Source organism: Ensifer adhaerens, assembly GCF_020035535.1.
In the GTDB taxonomy this organism is placed as follows: domain Bacteria; phylum Pseudomonadota; class Alphaproteobacteria; order Rhizobiales; family Rhizobiaceae; genus Ensifer.
Map to the genome: position 1 here is coordinate 4,038,996 of NZ_CP083349.1, position 18,863 is coordinate 4,057,858.

The 18,863-nt window shown below is 63.9% G+C and carries 21 protein-coding genes and 1 pseudogene; 10 read left to right on the forward strand and 12 right to left on the reverse strand.

The genetic code is table 11. The features are described from left to right. Positions 1-41 precede the first annotated feature (41 nt). Together LAC81_RS19605 and LAC81_RS19610 are read right to left on the reverse strand one after the other, a co-directional pair. Complete coding sequence (locus LAC81_RS19605; protein WP_223726111.1) at positions 42-401, reverse strand: YqaA family protein; 360 nt, start codon at positions 399-401, stop codon at positions 42-44. Between the two features lie 68 nt (positions 402-469). Further along, positions 470-751, reverse strand: a complete 282-nt coding sequence (locus tag LAC81_RS19610) for a SelT/SelW/SelH family protein (RefSeq protein ID WP_173515196.1) — start codon at positions 749-751, stop codon at positions 470-472. A 218-nt stretch (positions 752-969) separates the two neighbouring features. Here LAC81_RS19610 and LAC81_RS19615 point away from each other — a divergent pair, with 218 nt between their 5' ends. Beyond that, a complete protein-coding gene (locus tag LAC81_RS19615; protein WP_113538883.1) occupies positions 970-1,425 on the forward strand; it encodes a DoxX family protein in 456 nt (151 codons plus the stop codon). Positions 1,426-1,520: 95 nt separating this feature from the next. On the opposite strand, the gene rnk is transcribed toward LAC81_RS19615, so the two are convergent. After that, on the reverse strand, positions 1,521-1,925 hold the full coding sequence (rnk, locus tag LAC81_RS19620; protein ID WP_223726112.1) for a nucleoside diphosphate kinase regulator: 405 nt from the start codon (positions 1,923-1,925) through the stop codon (positions 1,521-1,523). Between the two features lie 355 nt (positions 1,926-2,280). Between rnk and LAC81_RS19625 the strand changes: the two genes are divergently transcribed. Genes LAC81_RS19625 through LAC81_RS19640 form a run of 4 tightly spaced genes read left to right on the forward strand, consistent with a single transcriptional unit; the run spans position 2,281 to position 4,610 of the window. After that, the gene (locus LAC81_RS19625) at positions 2,281-3,036 is read left to right on the forward strand and encodes a type 1 glutamine amidotransferase (RefSeq protein ID WP_223726113.1); all 756 of its coding nucleotides are present in this window, start codon (positions 2,281-2,283) and stop codon (positions 3,034-3,036) included. Further along, positions 3,033-3,512 carry a GFA family protein gene (locus LAC81_RS19630; protein ID WP_223726114.1) on the forward strand — a complete coding sequence of 160 codons (480 nt, stop codon included), beginning with the start codon at positions 3,033-3,035 and terminating at the stop codon, positions 3,510-3,512. Before LAC81_RS19625 ends, LAC81_RS19630 begins: the two co-directional genes overlap by 4 nt. Then, a complete protein-coding gene (locus LAC81_RS19635) occupies positions 3,509-4,072 on the forward strand; it encodes a sugar O-acetyltransferase (protein WP_223726115.1) in 564 nt (187 codons plus the stop codon). Before LAC81_RS19630 ends, LAC81_RS19635 begins: the two co-directional genes overlap by 4 nt. A gap of 34 nt (positions 4,073-4,106) precedes the next feature. Further along, positions 4,107-4,610, forward strand: a complete 504-nt coding sequence (locus LAC81_RS19640; protein ID WP_223726116.1) for a GNAT family N-acetyltransferase — start codon at positions 4,107-4,109, stop codon at positions 4,608-4,610. A gap of 246 nt (positions 4,611-4,856) precedes the next feature. Here the strand turns inward: LAC81_RS19640 and lepA are convergent, their stop codons facing one another. Beyond that, positions 4,857-6,683, reverse strand: coding sequence for a translation elongation factor 4 (gene lepA, locus LAC81_RS19645; protein WP_370689543.1), 1,827 nt, complete (start codon positions 6,681-6,683; stop codon positions 4,857-4,859). Positions 6,684-6,753: 70 nt separating this feature from the next. Further along, on the reverse strand, positions 6,754-7,995 hold the full coding sequence (locus LAC81_RS19650) for an MFS transporter (protein WP_223726117.1): 1,242 nt from the start codon (positions 7,993-7,995) through the stop codon (positions 6,754-6,756). Positions 7,996-8,215: 220 nt separating this feature from the next. Here LAC81_RS19650 and LAC81_RS19655 point away from each other — a divergent pair, with 220 nt between their 5' ends. From LAC81_RS19655 to LAC81_RS19670, 4 genes are all read left to right on the forward strand, one after another. Further along, positions 8,216-8,794: a helix-turn-helix domain-containing protein gene (locus LAC81_RS19655; protein ID WP_223726118.1), complete on the forward strand. Its 579-nt coding sequence runs from the start codon at positions 8,216-8,218 to the stop codon at positions 8,792-8,794. 2 nt (positions 8,795-8,796) lie between these two features. Next, positions 8,797-9,324, forward strand: a complete 528-nt coding sequence (locus tag LAC81_RS19660; protein WP_223726119.1) for a GNAT family N-acetyltransferase — start codon at positions 8,797-8,799, stop codon at positions 9,322-9,324. Between the two features lie 260 nt (positions 9,325-9,584). Next, complete coding sequence (locus LAC81_RS19665) at positions 9,585-10,610, forward strand: histone deacetylase family protein (protein WP_223726120.1); 1,026 nt, start codon at positions 9,585-9,587, stop codon at positions 10,608-10,610. 101 nt (positions 10,611-10,711) lie between these two features. Beyond that, the gene (locus tag LAC81_RS19670; protein WP_223726121.1) at positions 10,712-11,059 is read left to right on the forward strand and encodes an antibiotic biosynthesis monooxygenase; all 348 of its coding nucleotides are present in this window, start codon (positions 10,712-10,714) and stop codon (positions 11,057-11,059) included. A gap of 56 nt (positions 11,060-11,115) precedes the next feature. On the opposite strand, the pseudogene LAC81_RS19675 reads toward LAC81_RS19670, so the two are convergent. Continuing rightward, positions 11,116-11,753 (reverse strand): annotated as a pseudogene (locus LAC81_RS19675) (exopolysaccharide biosynthesis protein). Positions 11,754-11,998: 245 nt separating this feature from the next. Between LAC81_RS19675 and LAC81_RS19680 the strand changes: the two are divergent. Further along, positions 11,999-12,661, forward strand: coding sequence for an OmpA family protein (locus tag LAC81_RS19680; protein ID WP_113538895.1), 663 nt, complete (start codon positions 11,999-12,001; stop codon positions 12,659-12,661). Between the two features lie 56 nt (positions 12,662-12,717). Here LAC81_RS19680 and LAC81_RS19685 read toward each other — a convergent pair whose 3' ends face one another. The 6 genes from LAC81_RS19685 to epmA all read right to left on the reverse strand — a co-directional run bounded on the left by LAC81_RS19685 (position 12,718) and on the right by epmA (position 18,751). Next, positions 12,718-13,542: a class I SAM-dependent methyltransferase gene (locus LAC81_RS19685; protein WP_223726122.1), complete on the reverse strand. Its 825-nt coding sequence runs from the start codon at positions 13,540-13,542 to the stop codon at positions 12,718-12,720. 98 nt (positions 13,543-13,640) lie between these two features. Next, entirely contained in the window at positions 13,641-15,068 is a 1,428-nt protein-coding gene (locus LAC81_RS19690; RefSeq protein ID WP_223726123.1) for an MFS transporter, read from the reverse strand. Between the two features lie 87 nt (positions 15,069-15,155). Continuing rightward, positions 15,156-16,049 (reverse strand): RNA polymerase sigma factor SigJ, encoded by an 894-nt coding sequence (gene sigJ, locus LAC81_RS19695; RefSeq protein WP_223726124.1) that lies wholly within the window; start codon positions 16,047-16,049, stop codon positions 15,156-15,158. 1 nt (position 16,050) lies between these two features. Further along, positions 16,051-16,482 (reverse strand): carboxymuconolactone decarboxylase family protein, encoded by a 432-nt coding sequence (locus LAC81_RS19700; protein ID WP_065372100.1) that lies wholly within the window; start codon positions 16,480-16,482, stop codon positions 16,051-16,053. 167 nt (positions 16,483-16,649) lie between these two features. Then, positions 16,650-17,702 (reverse strand): lysine-2,3-aminomutase-like protein, encoded by a 1,053-nt coding sequence (locus LAC81_RS19705; protein WP_223726125.1) that lies wholly within the window; start codon positions 17,700-17,702, stop codon positions 16,650-16,652. After that, entirely contained in the window at positions 17,699-18,751 is a 1,053-nt protein-coding gene (epmA, locus tag LAC81_RS19710) for an EF-P lysine aminoacylase EpmA (protein ID WP_223726126.1), read from the reverse strand. The genes LAC81_RS19705 and epmA overlap by 4 nt, the downstream gene beginning before the upstream one ends. Positions 18,752-18,863: the final 112 nt, after the last annotated feature.

Here is an 18,863-nt window from a genome sequence, read left to right on the forward strand (position 1 = left end):
GATTTCGTGATGGCTTCGCTTGGCCTCGGCTCGCGCGGGTGTCAGGGCGTGATGTACAGAACGACGGCATAACGCGCCGCCTTGCCGATCGTGACGAACAGTAGGAACAGCGGCAGCGACATGCGCAACAGGCCCGCGACCAGCGTTAGCGGATCGCCGATGACGGGCAGCCAGGAGAGCAGCAGCACCGGTTGGCCGTAGCGGGCAAAAAGCGCCTCCGCTTTCTGACGGTTTGCTGCGGAAACCGGAAACCAGCGCCGCCCTTCGAACCGGATGAGAAAGCGCCCCAGCGCGAAATTGACGACAGCGCCGAGCACGTTGCCGAACGTCGCCGCAACGAAGAGCGCGGGGCGACCTGTCTCCCCGTGCAATGCGGCAGCAACGACTGCGGCTTCCGACATGCCGAAGAGCAGCGTTGCTGACAGGAATGCGGCGGAAAAAACGCCGGCAAGAATTTCGAAATCCAGGATCAGCTCCTGTCCGTGTGGCCGAGATCGCGCTCCGGCTCGATGATGTCGCGGATGCGCTGCTTCAGTTCCTTGGGGCCGGGGAAACCGCCGTCGCGCTTGCGTTCCCAGACGAGCGCGTCATCGACGCGGATCTCGAAATTGCCGCCGGTGCCGGGAATGAGCGCCACTTCGCCGAGCGACTGCCCGAAGGTCTGCAGCAGCTCCTGCGCCATCCAGCCGGCGCGCAGGAGCCAGTTGCACTGGGTGCAATAGAGGATGGTGATGCGCGGCTTCTGGTCCATCGGATCGGTCTCGGATGTGTGTCGGGCGGCGACCATACCGATGGCGCCGGGTGGAAACAACTGCGTCGTCGCGCCTCACACGCTCACGCCGCGCTCACATAATTGTCAACTTAATTAGTCATGTTTTTATCGGTCTGCCGCTTGCTTTGAGAACGCGCCGCGGCGAGAGAATGCGGCATTGCACAAATTGTCGCACCCAACCGCCGGAGAGGCCATTCATGACCGACGTCACCGCTTCCAGTTCCCGCCCGCGTTCCATCCTGCCGGCTCTGGAAAAGATCTATCTGCCGCTCGACACATCAGCCGAAACGCTGCTGCGTGTGCTTGCCGGTGTGCTGCTTGCGGTTCACGGTTTCGGCAAGATCACCGATCCCTTCGGCGCGATCGGCATGGTCGAGGGTCTCGGCTTCTATCCCGGCGTCTTCTGGTCGCCGCTGCTTGCCGCGACAGAATTCTTCGGCGGCATTTTGATCGCGATCGGCCTGCTGACGCGCCCGGCTGCCTTCGCCGGCATGATCGTTCTGCTCGTCACCGTCTACTTCCACGGCATCGTGCAGGGTGAGGGGCTTTTCGGCGCCGAGAAGTCCATTCTCTGGGCGGCGATCCTGTTTTTCTTCGCCATCCGCGGCGCCAACAGCCAGTCGGTCGACGCCAAGCTCGGCAAGCAGTTCTGATCGATCGAACGATTGTCAGGGAAACGGGGAGGCGGTGGAAACCGGCCTCCCCGTTTTGTATTGCGCCATGGTATGCACACGCCGCCGGCCTGTCTTCAGGCGCTTTCCTTCGCCGTCACGCTGCGGATAGTCATGCGATGGACCTTGCCCGACCGGTCCTGCCAGTCGATCGACTGGCCGACGGAAAGGCCGATCAGCGCCGCGCCAACGGGCGTCAGAACCGAAATACGTCCGGCCTCGATATCGGCCTCGCCGGGGTAGACGAGCGTTACCTGCTTGGCAAAGCCATTGTCCGCCTCGAAGGCGACGGTGGAGCCCATCTGCACGCTGTCGGCGGGCAGTGCATCCGGCGCGCCGGTGCGGGCCCGGTCGAGTTCGGAGAGCAGCGCTTCGGCCACGTCCGGCACGCGGTCGAGCGCGGAGGAAGCCAGCGCCGTCAGCCGCTTGTGGTCCTCGGCGTTGATGATGATGGAGGGAAGTTTCTTGCGGGATGCCGCCATGATGTGACCTGCCGTGTTCGGCCGTGGCGCCCACGGGCGCACTCGGCATAGATTGTCTGGGAATTCGGCGCTCGTTCAGCCGCGTTCAGAAATTTCTTCTGCGGACGCGAAAGGCTCCCCTTACCCGGAGAGCGCAAACGTCCGGGCTGGGGTCAGGTTCCTGCGATCGGGCACACCCGGAAGCAGTGATATGAAGAAGTCGTCGACATCATGATGCCCCGAAAGTCGGAAAGTTTGGCCGGGAAGTCAAGACCCGCGGCGGACGCGGCAAAGCGCAGGGCGGATCATCGCGCCTCTTGAACGACGGCCGCGCTCGTGGTCAATCTCGATTTGCGACGGCAATGGGAAGGTGACGATGCGCGTATTGGTGGTTGAAAACATGGCGAAGACCGAACTCGGCCAGGTTGGCACGGCACTTCGCGAAGTCAAGGCGCAGATCGAGATCCACCGCGCCTATCTGGGTGATCCCGTGCCTGAAATGCCTGACGGCTACGATGCGCTCGTCGTGCTTGGCGGCGAACAGAGCGCGCTCGACGATGCCGCCTATCCCTATCTGCCCGATCTCGCCGCACTGATGCGCGCCTTCGGCGAAAGTGGGCGCTCGGTGCTCGGCATCTGCCTCGGAAGCCAACTTCTTGCACGCGCCTATGGCGCGGAAAACCTGCTGGGCGCCGCCAAGGAGTTCGGCTGGTGCCGGGTAGAGGTGCGCGGCGAGGGCGCTGAGGACCCGGTGCTTTCCAGCGTCGGCGAGAGCTTCCCGATTTTCCAGTGGCACGGAGATACCTTCACCCTGCCCGAGGGCGCCGTTCATCTCGCCGAAAACGCCGTCACCACGCATCAGGCCTTCCGCATCGGCCGCGCCGCCTATGGCACCCAGTTTCATTTCGAGGCGGACACGCACCTCGTCGAGGACTGGAACCGGGCCTTCCCGGACTCGATCAACCGGCTCGACCCCACCTGGCTAGCCCGCTATCGTGAGCACGCCGCCCGCCACGGCCGGGAGGCCGATGCCGCGGGCCTGGCGTTGGCGCGCGCCTGGGTCGCGACGATCGTCCGCCAGGATGGCGCATCGACGACCACGGACCCGGTATTGGAGGAGATGGACGGATGAGCGAAGCATTCAACGGCGGCTGCTTCTGCGGCAGGATTCGCTACCGGCTGAAGGCGGCGCCGATGTTCGTCAATTGCTGCCACTGCAGCGACTGCCAGCGCCAGGTCGGCAGCGCCTTCGTCGTCAACGGCGTCATCGAGCGCGACAACATCGAGCTTGTCGAGGGCGAGCCAGTCGTCGTCACGCTCCCCACCGACAGTGGCCGCCCGCACGACGTCTATCGCTGCGCCGCCTGCCAGACGGCACTCTGGAGCGATTATGGCCGCCGCGGCTGGCTCTCCTTCCTCCGCATCGCGAGCCTTGACCGCCCATCGGATTTCCCGCCGGACGCCCATATCTTCACCCGCTCCAAGGTTAAGTGGTTGTCGCTCGAAGGCGGCGCCCCGGTCTTCGAGATCTATTACGACATGAAGACGATGTGGCCGGCCGAAAGCCTGGCGCGCCGAGAAGCGGCAGAAGCAAGGGCAGGAGCGTGACCGCGAGCGAACGCGACAAGATGGCGGCCGGGCAATGGTACTCGTGCCTCGACGCCGAACTGGAGGCGCTGCGGCTGATCGCACGTGTCGCGGTGCACCAGCACAACACCGTGGCGCCAGCCGAGCGAGGAAGCATGGCGCCGGCGCTGCGCGCGCTGTTCGGCGCGGTTGCCGATGATGTCTTCATCGAGGCGCCGTTCCATTGTTCCTACGGCATCAACACAAGCCTTGGCGCCCGCGTCTATCTCAATGCCGGCTGCACGATTCTCGACAGCGGCCGGGTGACGATCGGCGAGGGGACGATGCTGGGGCCGAACGTGCAGATCTACTGCGCCGATCACCACAGGGATGCGGTGCTTCGCAGCCAGGGCCTCGAGGTTGCCAAGGCGGTGACGATAGGCGCCGATGTCTGGATAGGCGGCGGCGCCATCATCCTCGGCGGCGCGACCATCGGCGATGGCGCAATCGTCGGCGCGGGCTCGGTGGTGACGAAGGACGTGGCAGCCGGCGCCGTGGTTGCCGGCAATCCGGCCCGCCCGCTACCGCGTGCAGGGAACTGAATACTTTAGACCTTTTTCAAGGAGTATTTCTCTTATGGCCGATGCGACGAGAACGATCCATGTCCGCCCGGCGCGGCCCGACGATGCGCCAGCGCTCTCAGCCTTCCTGAACGAGATCATCGAGATCGGCGGCACCACTGCCCATCAGACGCCGTTCACGCCGGAGAGGTTCGCGGCGCACTATCTCGCCGGCCCAGGCTTCGTTTCCTGCTTCGTCGCCGAGGATGAAACCGGCGCGCCCTGCGCCTTCCAGGCGCTGGACCGCTGGGACGGCATACCCGAGGACTGGGCCGACATCGGCACCTTCTCGCGCCCCGGCAACAGGGTGCGCGGCGCCGGCACCGCGCTCTTCGAAGCCACTTGCGACTACGCACGTTCGATCGGCCTCAAGGCGCTCAACGCCACCATCCGCGCCGACAACGTGGGCGGCCTCACCTACTATGGCAAGATGGGGTTCACCGACTACAAGGTCGACAAGGCTGTGCCGCTGGCCGATGGCCGGCCGGTGGATCGGATTTCGAAGCAATATGTGCTTTGACGGGCGCGCCAGCACTCGCAGACGCTTCACCAACACCCAGTTGCTATTGTTAGGCTTGACCCGAGGGTCCAATCCCGGACCCGGCAATGACGTCCCGGTACTTGAATGCCACCCTCAGGCAAGCGGCGGGCATCGTCTGGTGCGTCAGGGTGGGCCCTGGTCGACCAAAAAGGGGTATGCAACTCAAGCCCAAACCAAAAAGGGCGACCCGAGGGCCGCCCTTCAAACGTAGAGGTGCTCCGCCGCTTATTCGTCGCCCATCTTGAGCGCGGCGATGAAGGCTTCCTGCGGAATCTCCACCTTGCCGAACTGGCGCATGCGCTTCTTGCCGGCCTTCTGCTTTTCCAGAAGCTTGCGCTTGCGGGTGGCGTCGCCGCCGTAGCACTTGGCGGTCACGTCCTTGCGCAGCGCCGAGATGGTTTCGCGGGCAATGACGTTGCCGCCGATGGCCGCCTGGATCGGGATCTTGAACATGTGCTTCGGGATAAGCTCCTTGAGCTTTTCGCACATTTCGCGGCCGCGCTTTTCCGCCGCCATCCGGTGCACCATCATCGACAGTGCGTCGACCGGCTCGCCGTTGACGAGGATCGACATCTTCACAAGGTTGCCTTCCTTGTGCTCGGTAATCTGGTAGTCGAACGAGGCATAACCCTTGGAGATCGACTTCAGTCGGTCGTAGAAATCGAAGACGACTTCGTTGAGCGGCAGGTCGTAGGTCAGCATCGCGCGGGTGCCGACGTAAGTCAGCTCGATCTGGATGCCGCGGCGGTCCTGGCAGAGCTTCAGGATGCCGCCGAGATAGTCGTCGGGCGTCAGGATCGTCGCGCGGATCCACGGTTCGTGGATTTCCGCGATCTTGACGACGTCGGGCATGTCGGCCGGGTTGTGCAGCTCGCGTTCCGAGCCGTCGGTCATGAACAGCTTGTAGACGACCGAAGGGGCGGTTGCGATCAGGTCGAGGTCGAACTCGCGCTCCAGGCGCTCCTGGATGATTTCGAGGTGCAGCAGGCCGAGGAAGCCGCAGCGGAAGCCGAAGCCGAGGGCGGCCGACGATTCCATTTCGAAGGAGAACGACGCGTCGTTGAGGCGCAGCTTGCCCATCGCCGAGCGCAGGTCCTCGAAGTCGGCGGCATCGACCGGGAACAGGCCGCAGAAGACCACCGGCTGCGCCGGCTTGAAGCCCGGCAGTGCGGTTGCGGTCGGGCGCTTGTCTTCGGTGATGGTGTCGCCGACGCGGGTGTCGGCCACTTCCTTGATCGAAGCGGTGATGAAGCCGATTTCGCCCGGGCCGAGTGCGTCCATCGCCACCATCTTCGGCGTCAGCACGCCGACGCGTTCGATCGTGTACTTGGCGTCGGTGCCCATCATGCGGATGGTCATGCCCTTCTTGAGCGTACCGTCGATGATGCGCACGAGAACCATTACGCCGAGATAGGTGTCGTACCAGCTGTCGACCAGCAGGGCCTTGAGCGGTGCCGCATCGCCGCCGTCGCTCTTGGGCGCCGGCAGCTTGGTGACGATCGCTTCAAGCACATCGGGAATGCCGAGGCCGGTCTTGGCCGAAATCAGCACTGCGTCCGAAGCATCGATGCCGATCACTTCCTCGATCTGTTCCTTGATGCGGTCGGGTTCGGCCGCCGGCAGGTCGATCTTGTTGAGCACGGTGACGAGCTCGTGGTTGTTGTCGATCGCCTGGTAGACGTTGGCGAGCGTCTGGGCTTCCACGCCCTGGGACGCGTCAACGACGAGCAGCGAGCCTTCGCAGGCCGAAAGCGAGCGCGAGACTTCGTAGGCGAAGTCGACGTGGCCGGGGGTGTCGATCAGGTTCAGCACATAGGTTTCGCCATCATTGGCCTTGTAGTGCAGGCGCACCGTCTGGGCCTTGATGGTGATGCCGCGCTCACGCTCGATATCCATGCTGTCGAGCACCTGCTCGGACATCTCGCGCTCGGCGAGTCCGCCGGTGGACTGGATCAACCGGTCGGCAAGCGTCGACTTGCCGTGGTCGATGTGGGCCACGATCGAGAAGTTGCGGATATGCGAAAGGGGCGTCTTCGAAGATGTTGTGCTCATGGGCCGCATATAGCAGTGCCTTCAACCGCCGCAAAGCGGGAAATGAAGGCTTCGTTCACTATAAATCGGCCTATTCGGCGCTCGCTTCCGCATCGACGAGCGCGCCGGCATTCGGCACCTGCGCGCTCCTGATCTCGAAGCTCTCGCGCTCGGCCGCCGGCACCTCGTCACGTTTCCTCAGTCTCAAGAGCACGAAGAACGCATAAAGGGCGGCAACGACCATCGCCGCGTAGATGAAAGTGCGCTGTCCGAAGACCGGTGTCAGCAGCGTTACCAGCATCGGCACGACGGTCGCGGCGATCGACCAGGCGACCAGCATGGTGCTGGCAAGCGGCACGAAATCGGCGGGATCCGTGCGGTCGTTGGCATGCGCATTGGCGATCGAGTAGACGGTCTCGACCGCCCCGGCGAACAGCGCAAAGACCAGCATCAAGAGGATCAGATTGCTGAACGACGCCGAAAGCGCGAAGAAGCCGGCGGCAAGGATCAGCAGGCAGGTGCCGATCAGCACCAGGCGGCGGTCGATCCGGTCCGACAGCGTTCCCATCGGATACTGGATGGCGATCAGGCCGAACTGCATGACGAACATCAGATTGGCGACGTCGCCCTGGCTGACGTCGTTGGCGGCCGCATAGATCGGCGTGAAGCCCTGCACCACCATCGAAAGGCCGCCGGCGGCGAGCACGCCGATGAAGGCGACGGGGGAATTGCGCCAGACCATGGGGATGTCGATGCTGACCTTGGCGGGCGCCGGTGGCGTCGGCAGCCGCGTTAGCCCGATCGGCAAGAGTGCGAGTGCCGTGAAGAAGATGGTAACGAGCGGCGGCAGGTTGCCATCGGCCGGGATCTGGCCGAACAGCCAGGCACCGGTGCCGAGCCCGATGACATAAGCCATGTAGAACAGCGCCATGGCCTTGCCGCGCCAATGGTTCTCGCTCGCATGATTGAGCCAGCTCTGGGCGATGATGAAGTTGGTGTTGCCGGACGCGCCATAAAGGCCGCGGGCAAGCACCCACAAAAGCGGATGCATGCCGAGCGCGATCGTCAGGGCCGAGAGGATGACGAGTGCCATCGAGCAGGAGAAGGCGCGGGCATGGCCGACGCGACGGATCATCGGTCCGGCGATGACACAGCCGACCAATCCACCGAAGGCGATCATCGTCACGGCGGCACCCGGTACCCAGTCCGGTGCGTCGGAACGCGTCAGCGCAAAGGGCACATAGGCGAGCATCATGCCGTTGCCGATCGCCACCGCCGTCATCGAGGCGACGATGCTGGCGATCGAGGTCAGCGAGGAGGGCTGCTTAGTCATGTCCAACCTGTCGATGGAGGCGCACGGGATAGGTGCACTGGGCGTGATCGATGAGAACTATCTAAAGTATTGAAGTGTAAGCTTTTCTCGTTTGTGCTCGCGAAACAGCCACCATAGCCGAAAGCCCCGTGTCGCGCTGTCGCCAAAGCGGCATCGCATGCCCGTATTTTCAGTCTGTCTGCGTCTTGACTCCATTATATGAGAAATGCAATCTCAAATAATGGAAAACGCTATCGACCCTCTCGAACATGCCATCGGCGAGCGCATTCGTACTCTTCGTAACCAGCAGAACCTGACGCTGGACGAGCTCGCCGCCAGTTCCGGCGTCAGTCGGGCTATGATCTCGCGCATTGAGCGCGGCGAGGCGAGCCCGACAGCCCAGCTTCTCGCCAAGCTCTGCAGCGCGCTCTCAACCACGCTCTCCGCGCTTTTCGCCTTCGAAACGCAGGAGGCGTCGCCGCTTGCAAGGCGTGCGGAACAACGACTCTGGCGCGATCCGGAATCCGGCTATCTGCGTCGCTCCGTCTCGCCGGATGGTCTCGGCTCGCCTGTCGATATCGTCGAGGTCGAGTTTCCGCCGGGCGCCCGCGTGGTATTCGAGCGGCAATCCTCCGATCGCGGCATCACCCAGCATCTCTGGCTGTTTTCCGGGCGGCTCGAAATGACGACCGCATCCGGCTTCCATTCGCTCGAGCCAGGCGACTGCCTGTTCATGGGGCTGGAGGCGGGCCACATCTTCCATAACCCCCACGATGAGCCGGCTCACTACGCCGTCATCCTCTGTCGCACCAAGGTTTGACCATGTCCGATATTCAGATCCGTCTGCTCGATGAAGCCCAGGCCCGCGATGCCATCCCGGCGCTTGCCGAGGTGCTTTCCGATTGCGTCGAGGGCGGCGCATCGGTCGGCTTCATGCAGCCCTATCCGCCCGAAAGCGCACTCGCCTATTGGCGCGGTGTCGTTGAGGCTGTCGCTGCGAACGAAACGCTGCTGATGGTGGCGGAGGAGGCCGACCGCATCCTCGGCACCGTGCAGGTGGGTGTCGCGCAGATGCCGAACCAGCCGCACCGCGGCGATTTGAAGAAGCTGCTCGTGCATCGCGCCGCCCGCGGCAAGGGACTGGCGCGGCGGCTGATGGAGGCGGTCGAGCGCGAGGCCGCATCGCGCGGCAAGACGCTGCTGGTGCTCGATACGGCGACGGGAAGCGATGCCGAGGCGATCTATCCGCGCCTGGGTTGGGAGCGCGTCGGCGTTATCCCCGACTATGCGATGTGGCCGGAAGGCGGCCTCTGCGCCACCACGTTCTTTTACAAGCGCATTGCGGCTTAGCGGCATCTATTGCGTCTCACGATGCCCCTGACCCTAACCCTCTCCCCGCTCGCGGGGAGAGGGGACGTGCCCGTTCGCAACGCTGCCGAGCGGAGCTATGGCCCTTCAACAGTCCTGTTGTCGAGGCGAGCGGTCACCGCTCCTTCGCCCCGGCTCTGCGGCGAGAAGGTGGCCGGCAGGCCGGTCGAGGGCCGGTTGCCAACCCTAAAACCTGGGGTAGGGTACCGGCACCCATCTGTTGCCTCTTCAGGATACCCCCCATGCGCATCTTTTACACCGAGGACCACAAGCTCCGCGACGCCAAGACCGAGCTTTTTGGCGGTGAACTCGTACCGCCCTTCGAAGCGCCGTTTCGCGCCGAGTGGATCCTGGCAGCAGTAAAGGAAGCGGGCTTCCACGATGTTGCAGCACCCGAGCGCCACGATCTCGAGGTCGCGCTCAAACTGCATGCGCCTGACTATCTCGCGTTTCTCGAAACCGCCTGGTCCCGTTGGGTTGCCGACGGTTACCGCGGCGAGGCGATCCCGGCCTGTTTCCCGGCGCGGCGCATGCGCCAGCATCCACCGAGAGATATCGACGGTGCGCTCGGTTATTATTCCTTTGCGGCGGAAACGGCGATCACCGAGGGCACCTATGCGGCCGCCCGTGCGGCGGTGGATTGCGCCATCTCGGCCGCCGACCACATCCACGCCGGCAACCGTGCCGCCTTCGCGCTCTGCCGCCCGCCCGGCCATCATGCGGCGATCGATCTCTATGGCGGCTATTCCTTCATCAACAACGCTGCTTGCGCCGCCCAACGCCTAAGGGATCACGGCGCGCAGAAGGTCGCCGTGCTCGACGTCGACTTCCACCATGGCAATGGCACCCAGGATATCTTCTACGAGCGCGGCGACGTCTATTTCGCCTCGCTGCATGGCGACCCGGTCGAAGCCTTCCCGCATTTCCTCGGTTTCGCCGACGAGGAGGGCTCCGGCGCCGGGCTCGGCACGACGAAAAACTATCCGCTGTCGCGCGGTACACTGTTTGACGCTTGGTCGGCGGCGATGACCGACGCGCTGTCCCGCATCGAGACCTTCGGTGCCGAAGCGCTGGTCGTCTCGCTCGGCGTCGATACCTTCGAGCGCGACCCAATCTCGTTCTTTCGGCTGAAGTCCGAAGATTATCTGCGCATGGGCGAGGCGTTGAAGCGTACCGGCCTGCCGGTCGTCGTCTGCATGGAGGGCGGCTATGGCGTGCCGGAAATCGGCCTCAACGTTGCCAATGTGCTGACTGGCATTTCCAGCTAGGGATCAGGCATTCGGAAAAATGCGTTTGCCGCTATTGACCTCAACTTTACTTGAGGTCGTACGACTGCTCTCGTTCAAAATGAGATGAGAGGAAAAGAGCTATGAGCAGTCAATCGAATAGCGTGGCGCCGCTTTACCGCATCAACAAATACACCGTACCGGTGGAAGCACGGCAGGAATTCGTCGAACTGGTCGACAAGACGCTGGCCGTCATCCGCAAGCAGGACGGTTATGTGAAAGACCTGTTCCTGGAGCAGCACGCCGGTCCCGGCCAGTTCGATTTCATCACCATGATCGAATTCGCGAGTGCTGACGTCGCGCCCAAGGTCGCAGCCGCGCTCATCGCGTTCGACCACCAGCTCGGTCTCGATCGCGAAGCGCTGATGAAGACGCTTGGCATCCGTACGGACTTCGCCAGCTACCGGGCTTTCGCCGGGTTGGCTGCCTAAAACCGAAAGGCCCGGCAGTTGGCCGGGCCGATTCATACGTCTGATGTGAATATGTGTCAGGAAACGAAGAACGTCGACAGGCCCTGGCCGGCGGCAAAGGCCATATAGGCAAGCACGGTGAAGTAGACAGTCGTTGCAATCAGGAAGAGATAGCCCCCGGCGACCATCAGCCCGTCGCGCTGGATGATGCCGAGCGAGAGCAGCAGGATCGCGATCCCCGGCAGCGTGTTCGACAGCGGGATGAGCCGAGCGGGAACATCAGGAGAATGCCGCCGGCCATGATCATCAGGCCGTTGAAGCGGTTCATCATGGCGCCCTGCGTCAGGAATCCCAGGCGCGGCCGCACGTAGCGGTCGAGCTTGGAGACGATACTTGCCCCCTTCTGCAGGGTCGGCACCAGCTTCTCGGTCTCGATCTTGCGGTCGAGAATGCGCCGCGGCACCCAGGGCAGCCGGTTGAGCGTGATCGATACGGAGATCAGGATGATTGCCGCCCCGAAAACGGTGCTGACGCCCGGGATCGACACCGGCAACAGGAACGGCAGCGTCAGAAGGGCACACAGCAGCAGGAACCCCTGTTCGCCGATCTCGGTCATCAGCTCGCGCAGCGTGATCGTCTCGCCGCGAATGGAGGCAATCATGCCGTTGAGCGTGTCGCTGAGACTGCGTTGCGTGTCTCCGAACTCGATTGCCATCAAATATTGCCTCGTTCTTATCAATGGGCGGCGTCGGAAGGCCGCTTATACGTCTTGGTCGTCTGGATGTCCGTCCTATCAAGGGCATGTGAAGGATCGGTTATAGTGTGGCCCGACCGGCACACCGAATCCGCGCAACACGGCAATTGCCGGTAAACCATGGCGTGATTGGGACGCCTCTTCATCTTCCTGCCGCAATCGCTAGTATGAAGCACTTTCGAGCACCAATGGGGACAACTGATTCCATGATCAAGAAATGCGCCATTCTGGCTGTTGCGGCCATCTATCTTTCGGGATGCACAACCACCGATCCCTATACGGGTGAGCAGAAGATGTCGAACACGGCCGGCGGCGCGCTGATTGGCGCGGGTCTCGGTGCTGCGACCGGTCTGCTCGTCGGCGGAAGTGCCGCAGGCCGGCGCGACTCCGCGCTCGTCGGCGCCGCGATCGGCGGTCTCGGTGGTGGCCTGATCGGCAACTACATGGACAACCAGGAAGCGGAGCTGCGCGCCCAGCTTCAGGGCACCGGCGTCTCGGTCACCCGTGCCGGCGACCGCATCATCCTCAACATGCCGTCGAACATCACGTTCGCGACCGACCGCGACCAGGTGATCCCGGCCTTCTACGACACGCTGAACTCGGTGGCGATCGTGCTGCGCAAGTTCAACAAGACGATGATCGACGTCGACGGTCACACCGACGCGACCGGCAGCGCCTCGTACAACCAGGGCCTCTCCGAGCGCCGCGCCGCTTCGGTTGCCAACTATCTGGCTGGCCAGGGCGTCGACCAGCGCCGCATGTCGGCGATGGGCTACGGCAAGGAGCGCCCGATCGCTTCCAATTCGAGCGAAGCCGGCCGCGCGCAGAACCGCCGCGTCGAAATCTCGATCGCGCCGATCAAGGCCTGATTGGCCGAAATCGACCGCCTGCAATCGAAGGGTCGCGCCGCGAGGCGCGGCCTTTTTCATGCCTGCTTGAAACTGTAGCGCAGCAGGCGCCCCATGCGGCGCAGCATGGGAATCACACTGACGAACTGGACCGCAATTCGCGCCATCGGCGACATGCGCGCGATCTGCGCGGCATCGTAGTCATGGATGTCTTCGAGCAGCGTCAGCCCGGGCACGTCCCGTTCCAGCGCCCGCGCGTCCTCTATCCCCCAGCGCAACTCCGCACCCGTCGCGCGCAATGACGGGTTGAAACGCAAAAGCTCGATACCGAGATGGCTATAGGCGTCGAAGACGATCTCGCCGCCGGCAAGACATGTGACGACCCGCCGCATGAGATCGCGCACTTCCTGGTCGTGAAGATAGGGCAGCACCCCCTCAGCGACGATAATCGCCGGCCGGTCGTCAGGGATGCGGTCGATCCAGCCCCGCTCGGTAATGGAAGAGGCGATCGTAGTGCAGCCGACGCGATCGGCGAAGAACTGCTGGCGCAAGGCAATCACGTCTGGAAAGTCGATGTCGAACCAGGCGACGGATGAAGGCGGATCGAGCCGCAGGATTCGCGTGTCGAGGCCGCAACCGAGATTGAGCACGACCGCATCCGGATGGCTTTCGATGAAAGTTCGGGTCCACCGGTCGAGCAGATAGGCGCGCATCGCGATGCCGATCGTCATGTCGTGACCGACATCGGGCGCCTTCGCCTTGCCGTCGAGGCGTCGCATCAGCTCGGCGGCGAAGCGGTCGTGCAGGAGAGAATCGGGCAGCGCGCTTTCCGCAGCCTTCGCCCGGAGCGTGATCAGCAGCGTTTCCCGCACGCCATGAAGGCCGATGCCCTCGGCTTCCATCGTTCCCTCCCGGCGGCGCCACGTCGAACGCGCTAGCGGTGCCGCTGTGTCTGGCAGCGACCCGCCGTGGTTTTCGGCGGGCCGCATTAGTCGATGGCCTAGGCCGTCGTTCGTCTTGCGCGCCGTACACGCCTGGCCGTCAGCAGCGCTAGCGCCGGCAGTAGCGCAAACAGGCCGAAGAGCCCGGTCGTCGCCAGCGCCACGCCGCCTTCTGCCGATGACTCGATCCCGGCGAGGTTGGCCGTCAGTCCGGCCAGCGCTGCGCCGAGTGCGGCGGCAAAGAGCTGGACAGTGGTGATCGAACTCGAGGCCTTCTCCGCTTCGCCCTCCGGCGCGAACTCGTAGACAGCGGTAACGATATGCGGCCAGGCAAAGCCCATTCCGAAGCCGACCGCGACAATGCCTGCGCAGAGTGGCGCCGCGATGACCAGGAACTCCGCGCCCGCCATCGGCATGAACAAGGCGATCAGGGCCAGGCCGACGAAGCCGAGGGCCGGACCGGCAAAGATCGTCTGCTTCGCCCGTTCTCCGTGCCAATGGGCACTCGTCATCGATCCCGCCGTCCAGCCGATCGACATCAGCGCTGCGATATAGCCGGCCACCAGCGGTGACAGCCCATGCAGTTCCTGCAGCAGATACGGCACATAGATTTCCGGCTGCAGGCCCACCATCAGCAGCGTGATCGTAGCATAAAGGGCGGCCAGCGGGGAGGTGAGGGTGAAGCTGCCGGAGGGCAAGAGATTGCCCGCCGCGCGACGCTCGACCAACAGCAGGCTTAGGAACAGGAGGACCGCCGCGCCGACACAGGCAATCTGCTCGAAGGCGACGGTGCGCGTGCTTGCAACCGATAGCGCGAGCACGATGCCGACGAGAAACAGGAGTTGCAGCAGGGGAAGCGGCGTACGCCCTTCATCGTTCGCCGCCTTGCGCGGAAGCGTGGAGAAGGCGAGTGCCGCAAGCAGCGCCGTCAGCGGCAGCAGTGACCAGAAGGCGACGCGCCAGGTGGAAAACTCGGCAAACATGCCGCCGATCGCAGGCCCGATCAAAGTCGCCGTTCCCCAGGTTGCCGAGATCAGGCCAATGGCGCGGGTCCAGAGTTCGGGCCGGAAGACCAGCCGGATCACGCCATAGGCCAGCGCATAGAGCAGGCCGCCGCCAAAACCCTGGATCGCACGGCCGGCAAGCAGCATGGCCATGGAGGGTGCCGTGGCGCAGAAGAGCGTACCCAGGCCGAAGACCAGCGCGCCGACCGCATAGGCGCGGCCGGCGCCGACGGCACCGAGCAGCCGTGCCGACAGTGCGGCGCCGAGGATCGAGGCCGCGACGAAGACCGTCGTGCTCCAGGCGTAGTATTCGAGCCCGCCGATCTCGCGCACGATCGAGGGCATGATCGTCGTCACCACATAGACGTTGAGCGCATGCAGCGCGACGCCGCCGCTGAGCACGAGCGAATGCACGGCGTTATCGCCTGTCAGCAGCGCGCGCCAGCCGGTTTCCTGTTGGGGGGCGGGTGTTTTCTCAAGCATGTCAGTACCTCACGCGGGGCACCGCCGCGAACGCGTACCGGTCGATCCGGTTTCGGGATATCGCGCTGCTTCGGCGGTGCCGCTATGTCAGTGGAGCGCAGCCTCGCCAAAATGCGTGAGCTTGTCCGGGTTGCGCATGATGAAGATGTCGTTGACGTTTCCGTCGCCGTCATAGCCGAAGGCGACCGTCGCGGCGATCTCGTTTTTCGCCTCGTCCCTGAGCACGATGCCGCGGCCGCCATTGATGTCGCCGATCTCCCAGGCGTAGTGCGCCCAGTACTCGGTGAGCCGGTCGATGATGAAGGCGAGCACCGTCTCCTTGCCAGCAAGGACGCTGAGCACGGTCGCAACCTTGCCACCGCCGTCGGCCGTCAGCTTCACGTCGGCAGAAAGCAACGCCGAGAGACCGGCGACACTGCCGCCGTGGATCGCCTGGTGAAAGGCCGAGAGCAATGCGTCCTGGCGTTCCCGAGGCGTTTGGTGCCGGGCCTTCTCCAGGCTGATATTTGCCTTGGCGCGCGACACCAGTTTGCGGGCGGCGGTCTCCTGCATGTCCAGGGTTTCGGCGACCTCGTCATAGGGCTGGCCGAAGATCTCGTGCAACAGATAGGCCGCGCGCTCCTTCGGCGTCAGTCGCTCGAGCATCAGCAGGAACGCGGTTGTGAGCGAAGAAGTGAGCGCCAGCTTTTCTTCGGCATCGTCTTCGGCTGCCGTGTGGATCGGTTCAGGCAGCCAGGCGCCGACATAGTCGACGCGCTTGCGGTGTGCGGCCTTCAGGAGATCCAGGCAGCGCCGCGTGCAGGCAGTCGTCAGCCAGGCTGCCGGCGTGTCGATCGCCGTGCGGTCAACCTGCTGCCATTTCAGGAAGGTGTCCTGCACCGCGTCTTCCGCATCGGCGCGCGAGCCGAGAATGCGGTAGGCGAGGCCGAGAAGGCGCGGACGCGCCTCCTCGAAGATCTGCATGTGCTGCCTGTCGTTCATGTCAGTGCCTCGAAATCTGGATGCGGTTCCAAAGGTTGATCATCGCCACCGTCGAGGTGATGACGCTGATTTCCTTCTCGCTGAAGTGCTGGCGCAGCTCGGCGCGGAGCGGCGCAAAATCGGTGCGGGGCTCAAGTTCGGTCAGCGCCTCGGTCCAGGCAAGTGCTGCCTTCTCGCGCGGCGAGAAATCATTGACCTGGTCCCAGACGATGATGCGGTCGAGCCGCTCGTTGCTCTCGCCCTCGGCGCGGGATTCCTTGGTGTGCATCTTCACGCAGAAGCCGCAGCGGTTGATCTGCGAGGCGCGCAATTGCACGAGATTGTGGATCGTCCGGTCGAGCCCGTGCAGGTCCATGGTCTTGTGCACATCGGCGAGTGCGCCGAGTACATCCGGGATTTCCTGCTCGTAGCGGACGGCTTTGGTATCGGTCATGGTCTCAACTCCATCGTTGTCGTGTTGCCTATGACCATTTGACGATCGACGCCGCACACCTGTGACGCCGCTCCATGATTTTTCTCGCAGGACGCGAAGAAAAATGCATGAGTTGAATATTTTGAAGAAGTTTCAATAATTTGGAGAGTCGCGATTTCTCGCGGTCATCAGGCTTTCGGTGGATAGCTGTGCTCGCCGCCGCGAAAATCCGTGACCGTGTAGCAGCCGCCGCCATCGGCCGCGATCGCCGCGGCGCTGATCACTGCCTTGCCGTGTCCGCCGGGGATGTCGAGGATATAGGTCGGCTGGCAGAGACCGGAAACACGACCGCGCAAGGCGGCGACGAGCGCCTGGCCTTCCTCGATCGACAGGCGGAAGTGGCTGGTGCCGGGGGCGAGGTCCGGGTGGTGCAGATAGTAGGGCTTGATCCGTGTCTCGACGAAGGCGCGCATCAGGCTTGCGAGCACGTCCGGATCGTCGTTGACGCCCTTCAAGAGCACCGATTGGCTGACCATGACGATGCCGGCGTCGATCAGACGGGCACAGGCGGCACGCGCCTCGTCGGTCAGTTCGCGCGGGTGGTTGGCGTGCAGCGCGACATAGGTCGCCTTGCCACTGGCCTTCAGTGCCTCGATCAGGTCGGCGTCGATGCGCGCCGGCTCGACGACGGGGACGCGCGTGTGGAAACGAACGATCTTCACATGCGGGATCGGCTTCAGCCGTTCCATCAGATCGCCGAGCCGCCGTGGCGACAGGATCAGGGGATCGCCGCCGGTGAGGATCACTTCCCAGATTTCCTCATGGGCAGCGATATAGGCGATTGCGGCGTCGAGCTCCGCCGGTGTCAGCGTGCCGAGGCCCTGCGGCCCCACCATCTCGCGGCGGAAGCAGAAGCGGCAATAGACCGGGCAGACATGCACGGCCTTCAACAGGACGCGGTCCGGATAGCGGTGGACGATGCCGGTGACCGGGCTATGCGGCTTGTCGCCGATCGGGTCCTCGCGTTCCTCAGGTAGCAGCGTCAGCTCGGCGGCATCGGGCACGAACTGACGGGCGATCGGGTCATCTGGGTCGCTCGGGTCGATCAGATCCGCGATGACGGGGCTGATCGCCACGGCATAGCGCTCGGCGACGGTGGCCACCGTCGCCTCCTTGGCTCTGTCGATAAGGCCGGCATCAACCAGCTCGCGCGCGGTTTTGATCGGGCGATGCACGTTCATGATCGCGTCTCCGGCACCGGCGCCCAGAGCACCTGGTCGATGCGCGACGCACCGGTTGCCAGCATCGCCAGCCGGTCGAAGCCGAGAGCGATACCGCTTGCCTCGGGCATGATGGCGAGCGCTGCCAGAAAATCTTCGTCGAGCGGATAGGTCTCCCCGTAGACGCGCGCCTTCTCGGCCATTTCCATCTCGAAGCGCCGGCGTTGCTCCGCCGCGTCAGTCAGTTCGCCAAAGGCATTGGCGAGCTCGACACCGCAGGCATAGAGCTCGAAACGTTCGGCGACGCGACGGTCGCGCGCCGCCGGCCGCGCCAGCGCTGCCTCCGCGGTCGGATATTCGTCGAGGATTGTCGCCCGGCCGAAGCCAAGATGCGGCTCGACCTTTTCCACGAGTACGCGGCTGAAGAGATCCGCCCAGGTGTCGTCACGGGCGACCCGAAGGCCGGCCGCGGTCATCGCCGCGGCGAGTTTCTCGCGGTCGGTTTCGCCGCCGGTGGCGATCGAGGCCAGCAGGTCGATGCCGGCAAAGCGCACGAAAGCTTCTGCGACGCTCAGCCGCTCGGGCGTGGCGAAGGGATCGCAGATGTGGCCCTGGAAGGTGAATTGTTTGGTCCCGGTGGTCTCTGCGGCGAGCGCCAGGATCTCGGCGCAGTCGCGCATCAACGTCTCGTAACCCTCGCCGGCGCGGTACCATTCGAGCATGGTGAACTCAGGATGGTGCAGCGGCCCGCGCTCGCGGTTGCGGTAGACATGGGCAAAGCAGGCGATGCGCCGTTCACCGGCCGCCAGCAGCTTCTTGCAGGCAAATTCCGGCGAAGTGTGCAGGTAGAGCGGGTGGCCGGAGCCGTCATGATCGAGCGCCTCTGTCGCGAAGGCGTGCAGATGCGCCTCGTTGCCGGGCGAGACCTGCAGCGTCGCGGTATCGACCTCGATGAATTCGCGCGTCTCGAAGAACCGGCGCAATGCCGATTGGATCCGGTTGCGGCCGAGAAGAAACGGGCGCCGGTCGGCATGGACATCGGGTGTCCACCAGGGTGAGGCATGCGACATGATCGGTTCAGTCCAGGCTTTCTTCGCGCAGATGCCGGCTCAGGCTGGCTATTTGCACGAAATTAGGGTAGTGGCGGCGCGAAATCCTTATTTTCGCGTCCTTCAGGGCCAG

What these genes read in the sequence shown, in the direction of transcription:
- LAC81_RS19605 (WP_223726111.1), bottom strand. Translation starts at nt 401, where the DNA reads ATGTCGGAAGCCGCAGTCGTTGCTGCCGCATTGCACGGGGAGACAGGT.
- LAC81_RS19610 (WP_173515196.1), bottom strand. Translation starts at nt 751, where the DNA reads ATGGACCAGAAGCCGCGCATCACCATCCTCTATTGCACCCAGTGCAAC.
- LAC81_RS19615 (WP_113538883.1), top strand. Translation starts at nt 970, where the DNA reads ATGACCGACGTCACCGCTTCCAGTTCCCGCCCGCGTTCCATCCTGCCG.
- rnk (WP_223726112.1), bottom strand. Translation starts at nt 1,925, where the DNA reads ATGGCGGCATCCCGCAAGAAACTTCCCTCCATCATCATCAACGCCGAG.
- LAC81_RS19625 (WP_223726113.1), top strand. Translation starts at nt 2,281, where the DNA reads ATGCGCGTATTGGTGGTTGAAAACATGGCGAAGACCGAACTCGGCCAG.
- LAC81_RS19630 (WP_223726114.1), top strand. Translation starts at nt 3,033, where the DNA reads ATGAGCGAAGCATTCAACGGCGGCTGCTTCTGCGGCAGGATTCGCTAC.
- LAC81_RS19640 (WP_223726116.1), top strand. Translation starts at nt 4,107, where the DNA reads ATGGCCGATGCGACGAGAACGATCCATGTCCGCCCGGCGCGGCCCGAC.
- lepA (WP_370689543.1), bottom strand. Translation starts at nt 6,683, where the DNA reads ATGAGCACAACATCTTCGAAGACGCCCCTTTCGCATATCCGCAACTTC.
- LAC81_RS19650 (WP_223726117.1), bottom strand. Translation starts at nt 7,995, where the DNA reads ATGACTAAGCAGCCCTCCTCGCTGACCTCGATCGCCAGCATCGTCGCC.
- LAC81_RS19655 (WP_223726118.1), top strand. Translation starts at nt 8,216, where the DNA reads ATGGAAAACGCTATCGACCCTCTCGAACATGCCATCGGCGAGCGCATT.
- LAC81_RS19660 (WP_223726119.1), top strand. Translation starts at nt 8,797, where the DNA reads ATGTCCGATATTCAGATCCGTCTGCTCGATGAAGCCCAGGCCCGCGAT.
- LAC81_RS19665 (WP_223726120.1), top strand. Translation starts at nt 9,585, where the DNA reads ATGCGCATCTTTTACACCGAGGACCACAAGCTCCGCGACGCCAAGACC.
- LAC81_RS19670 (WP_223726121.1), top strand. Translation starts at nt 10,712, where the DNA reads ATGAGCAGTCAATCGAATAGCGTGGCGCCGCTTTACCGCATCAACAAA.
- LAC81_RS19680 (WP_113538895.1), top strand. Translation starts at nt 11,999, where the DNA reads ATGATCAAGAAATGCGCCATTCTGGCTGTTGCGGCCATCTATCTTTCG.
- LAC81_RS19685 (WP_223726122.1), bottom strand. Translation starts at nt 13,542, where the DNA reads ATGGAAGCCGAGGGCATCGGCCTTCATGGCGTGCGGGAAACGCTGCTG.
- LAC81_RS19690 (WP_223726123.1), bottom strand. Translation starts at nt 15,068, where the DNA reads ATGCTTGAGAAAACACCCGCCCCCCAACAGGAAACCGGCTGGCGCGCG.
- sigJ (WP_223726124.1), bottom strand. Translation starts at nt 16,049, where the DNA reads ATGAACGACAGGCAGCACATGCAGATCTTCGAGGAGGCGCGTCCGCGC.
- LAC81_RS19700 (WP_065372100.1), bottom strand. Translation starts at nt 16,482, where the DNA reads ATGACCGATACCAAAGCCGTCCGCTACGAGCAGGAAATCCCGGATGTA.
- LAC81_RS19705 (WP_223726125.1), bottom strand. Translation starts at nt 17,702, where the DNA reads ATGAACGTGCATCGCCCGATCAAAACCGCGCGCGAGCTGGTTGATGCC.
- epmA (WP_223726126.1), bottom strand. Translation starts at nt 18,751, where the DNA reads ATGTCGCATGCCTCACCCTGGTGGACACCCGATGTCCATGCCGACCGG.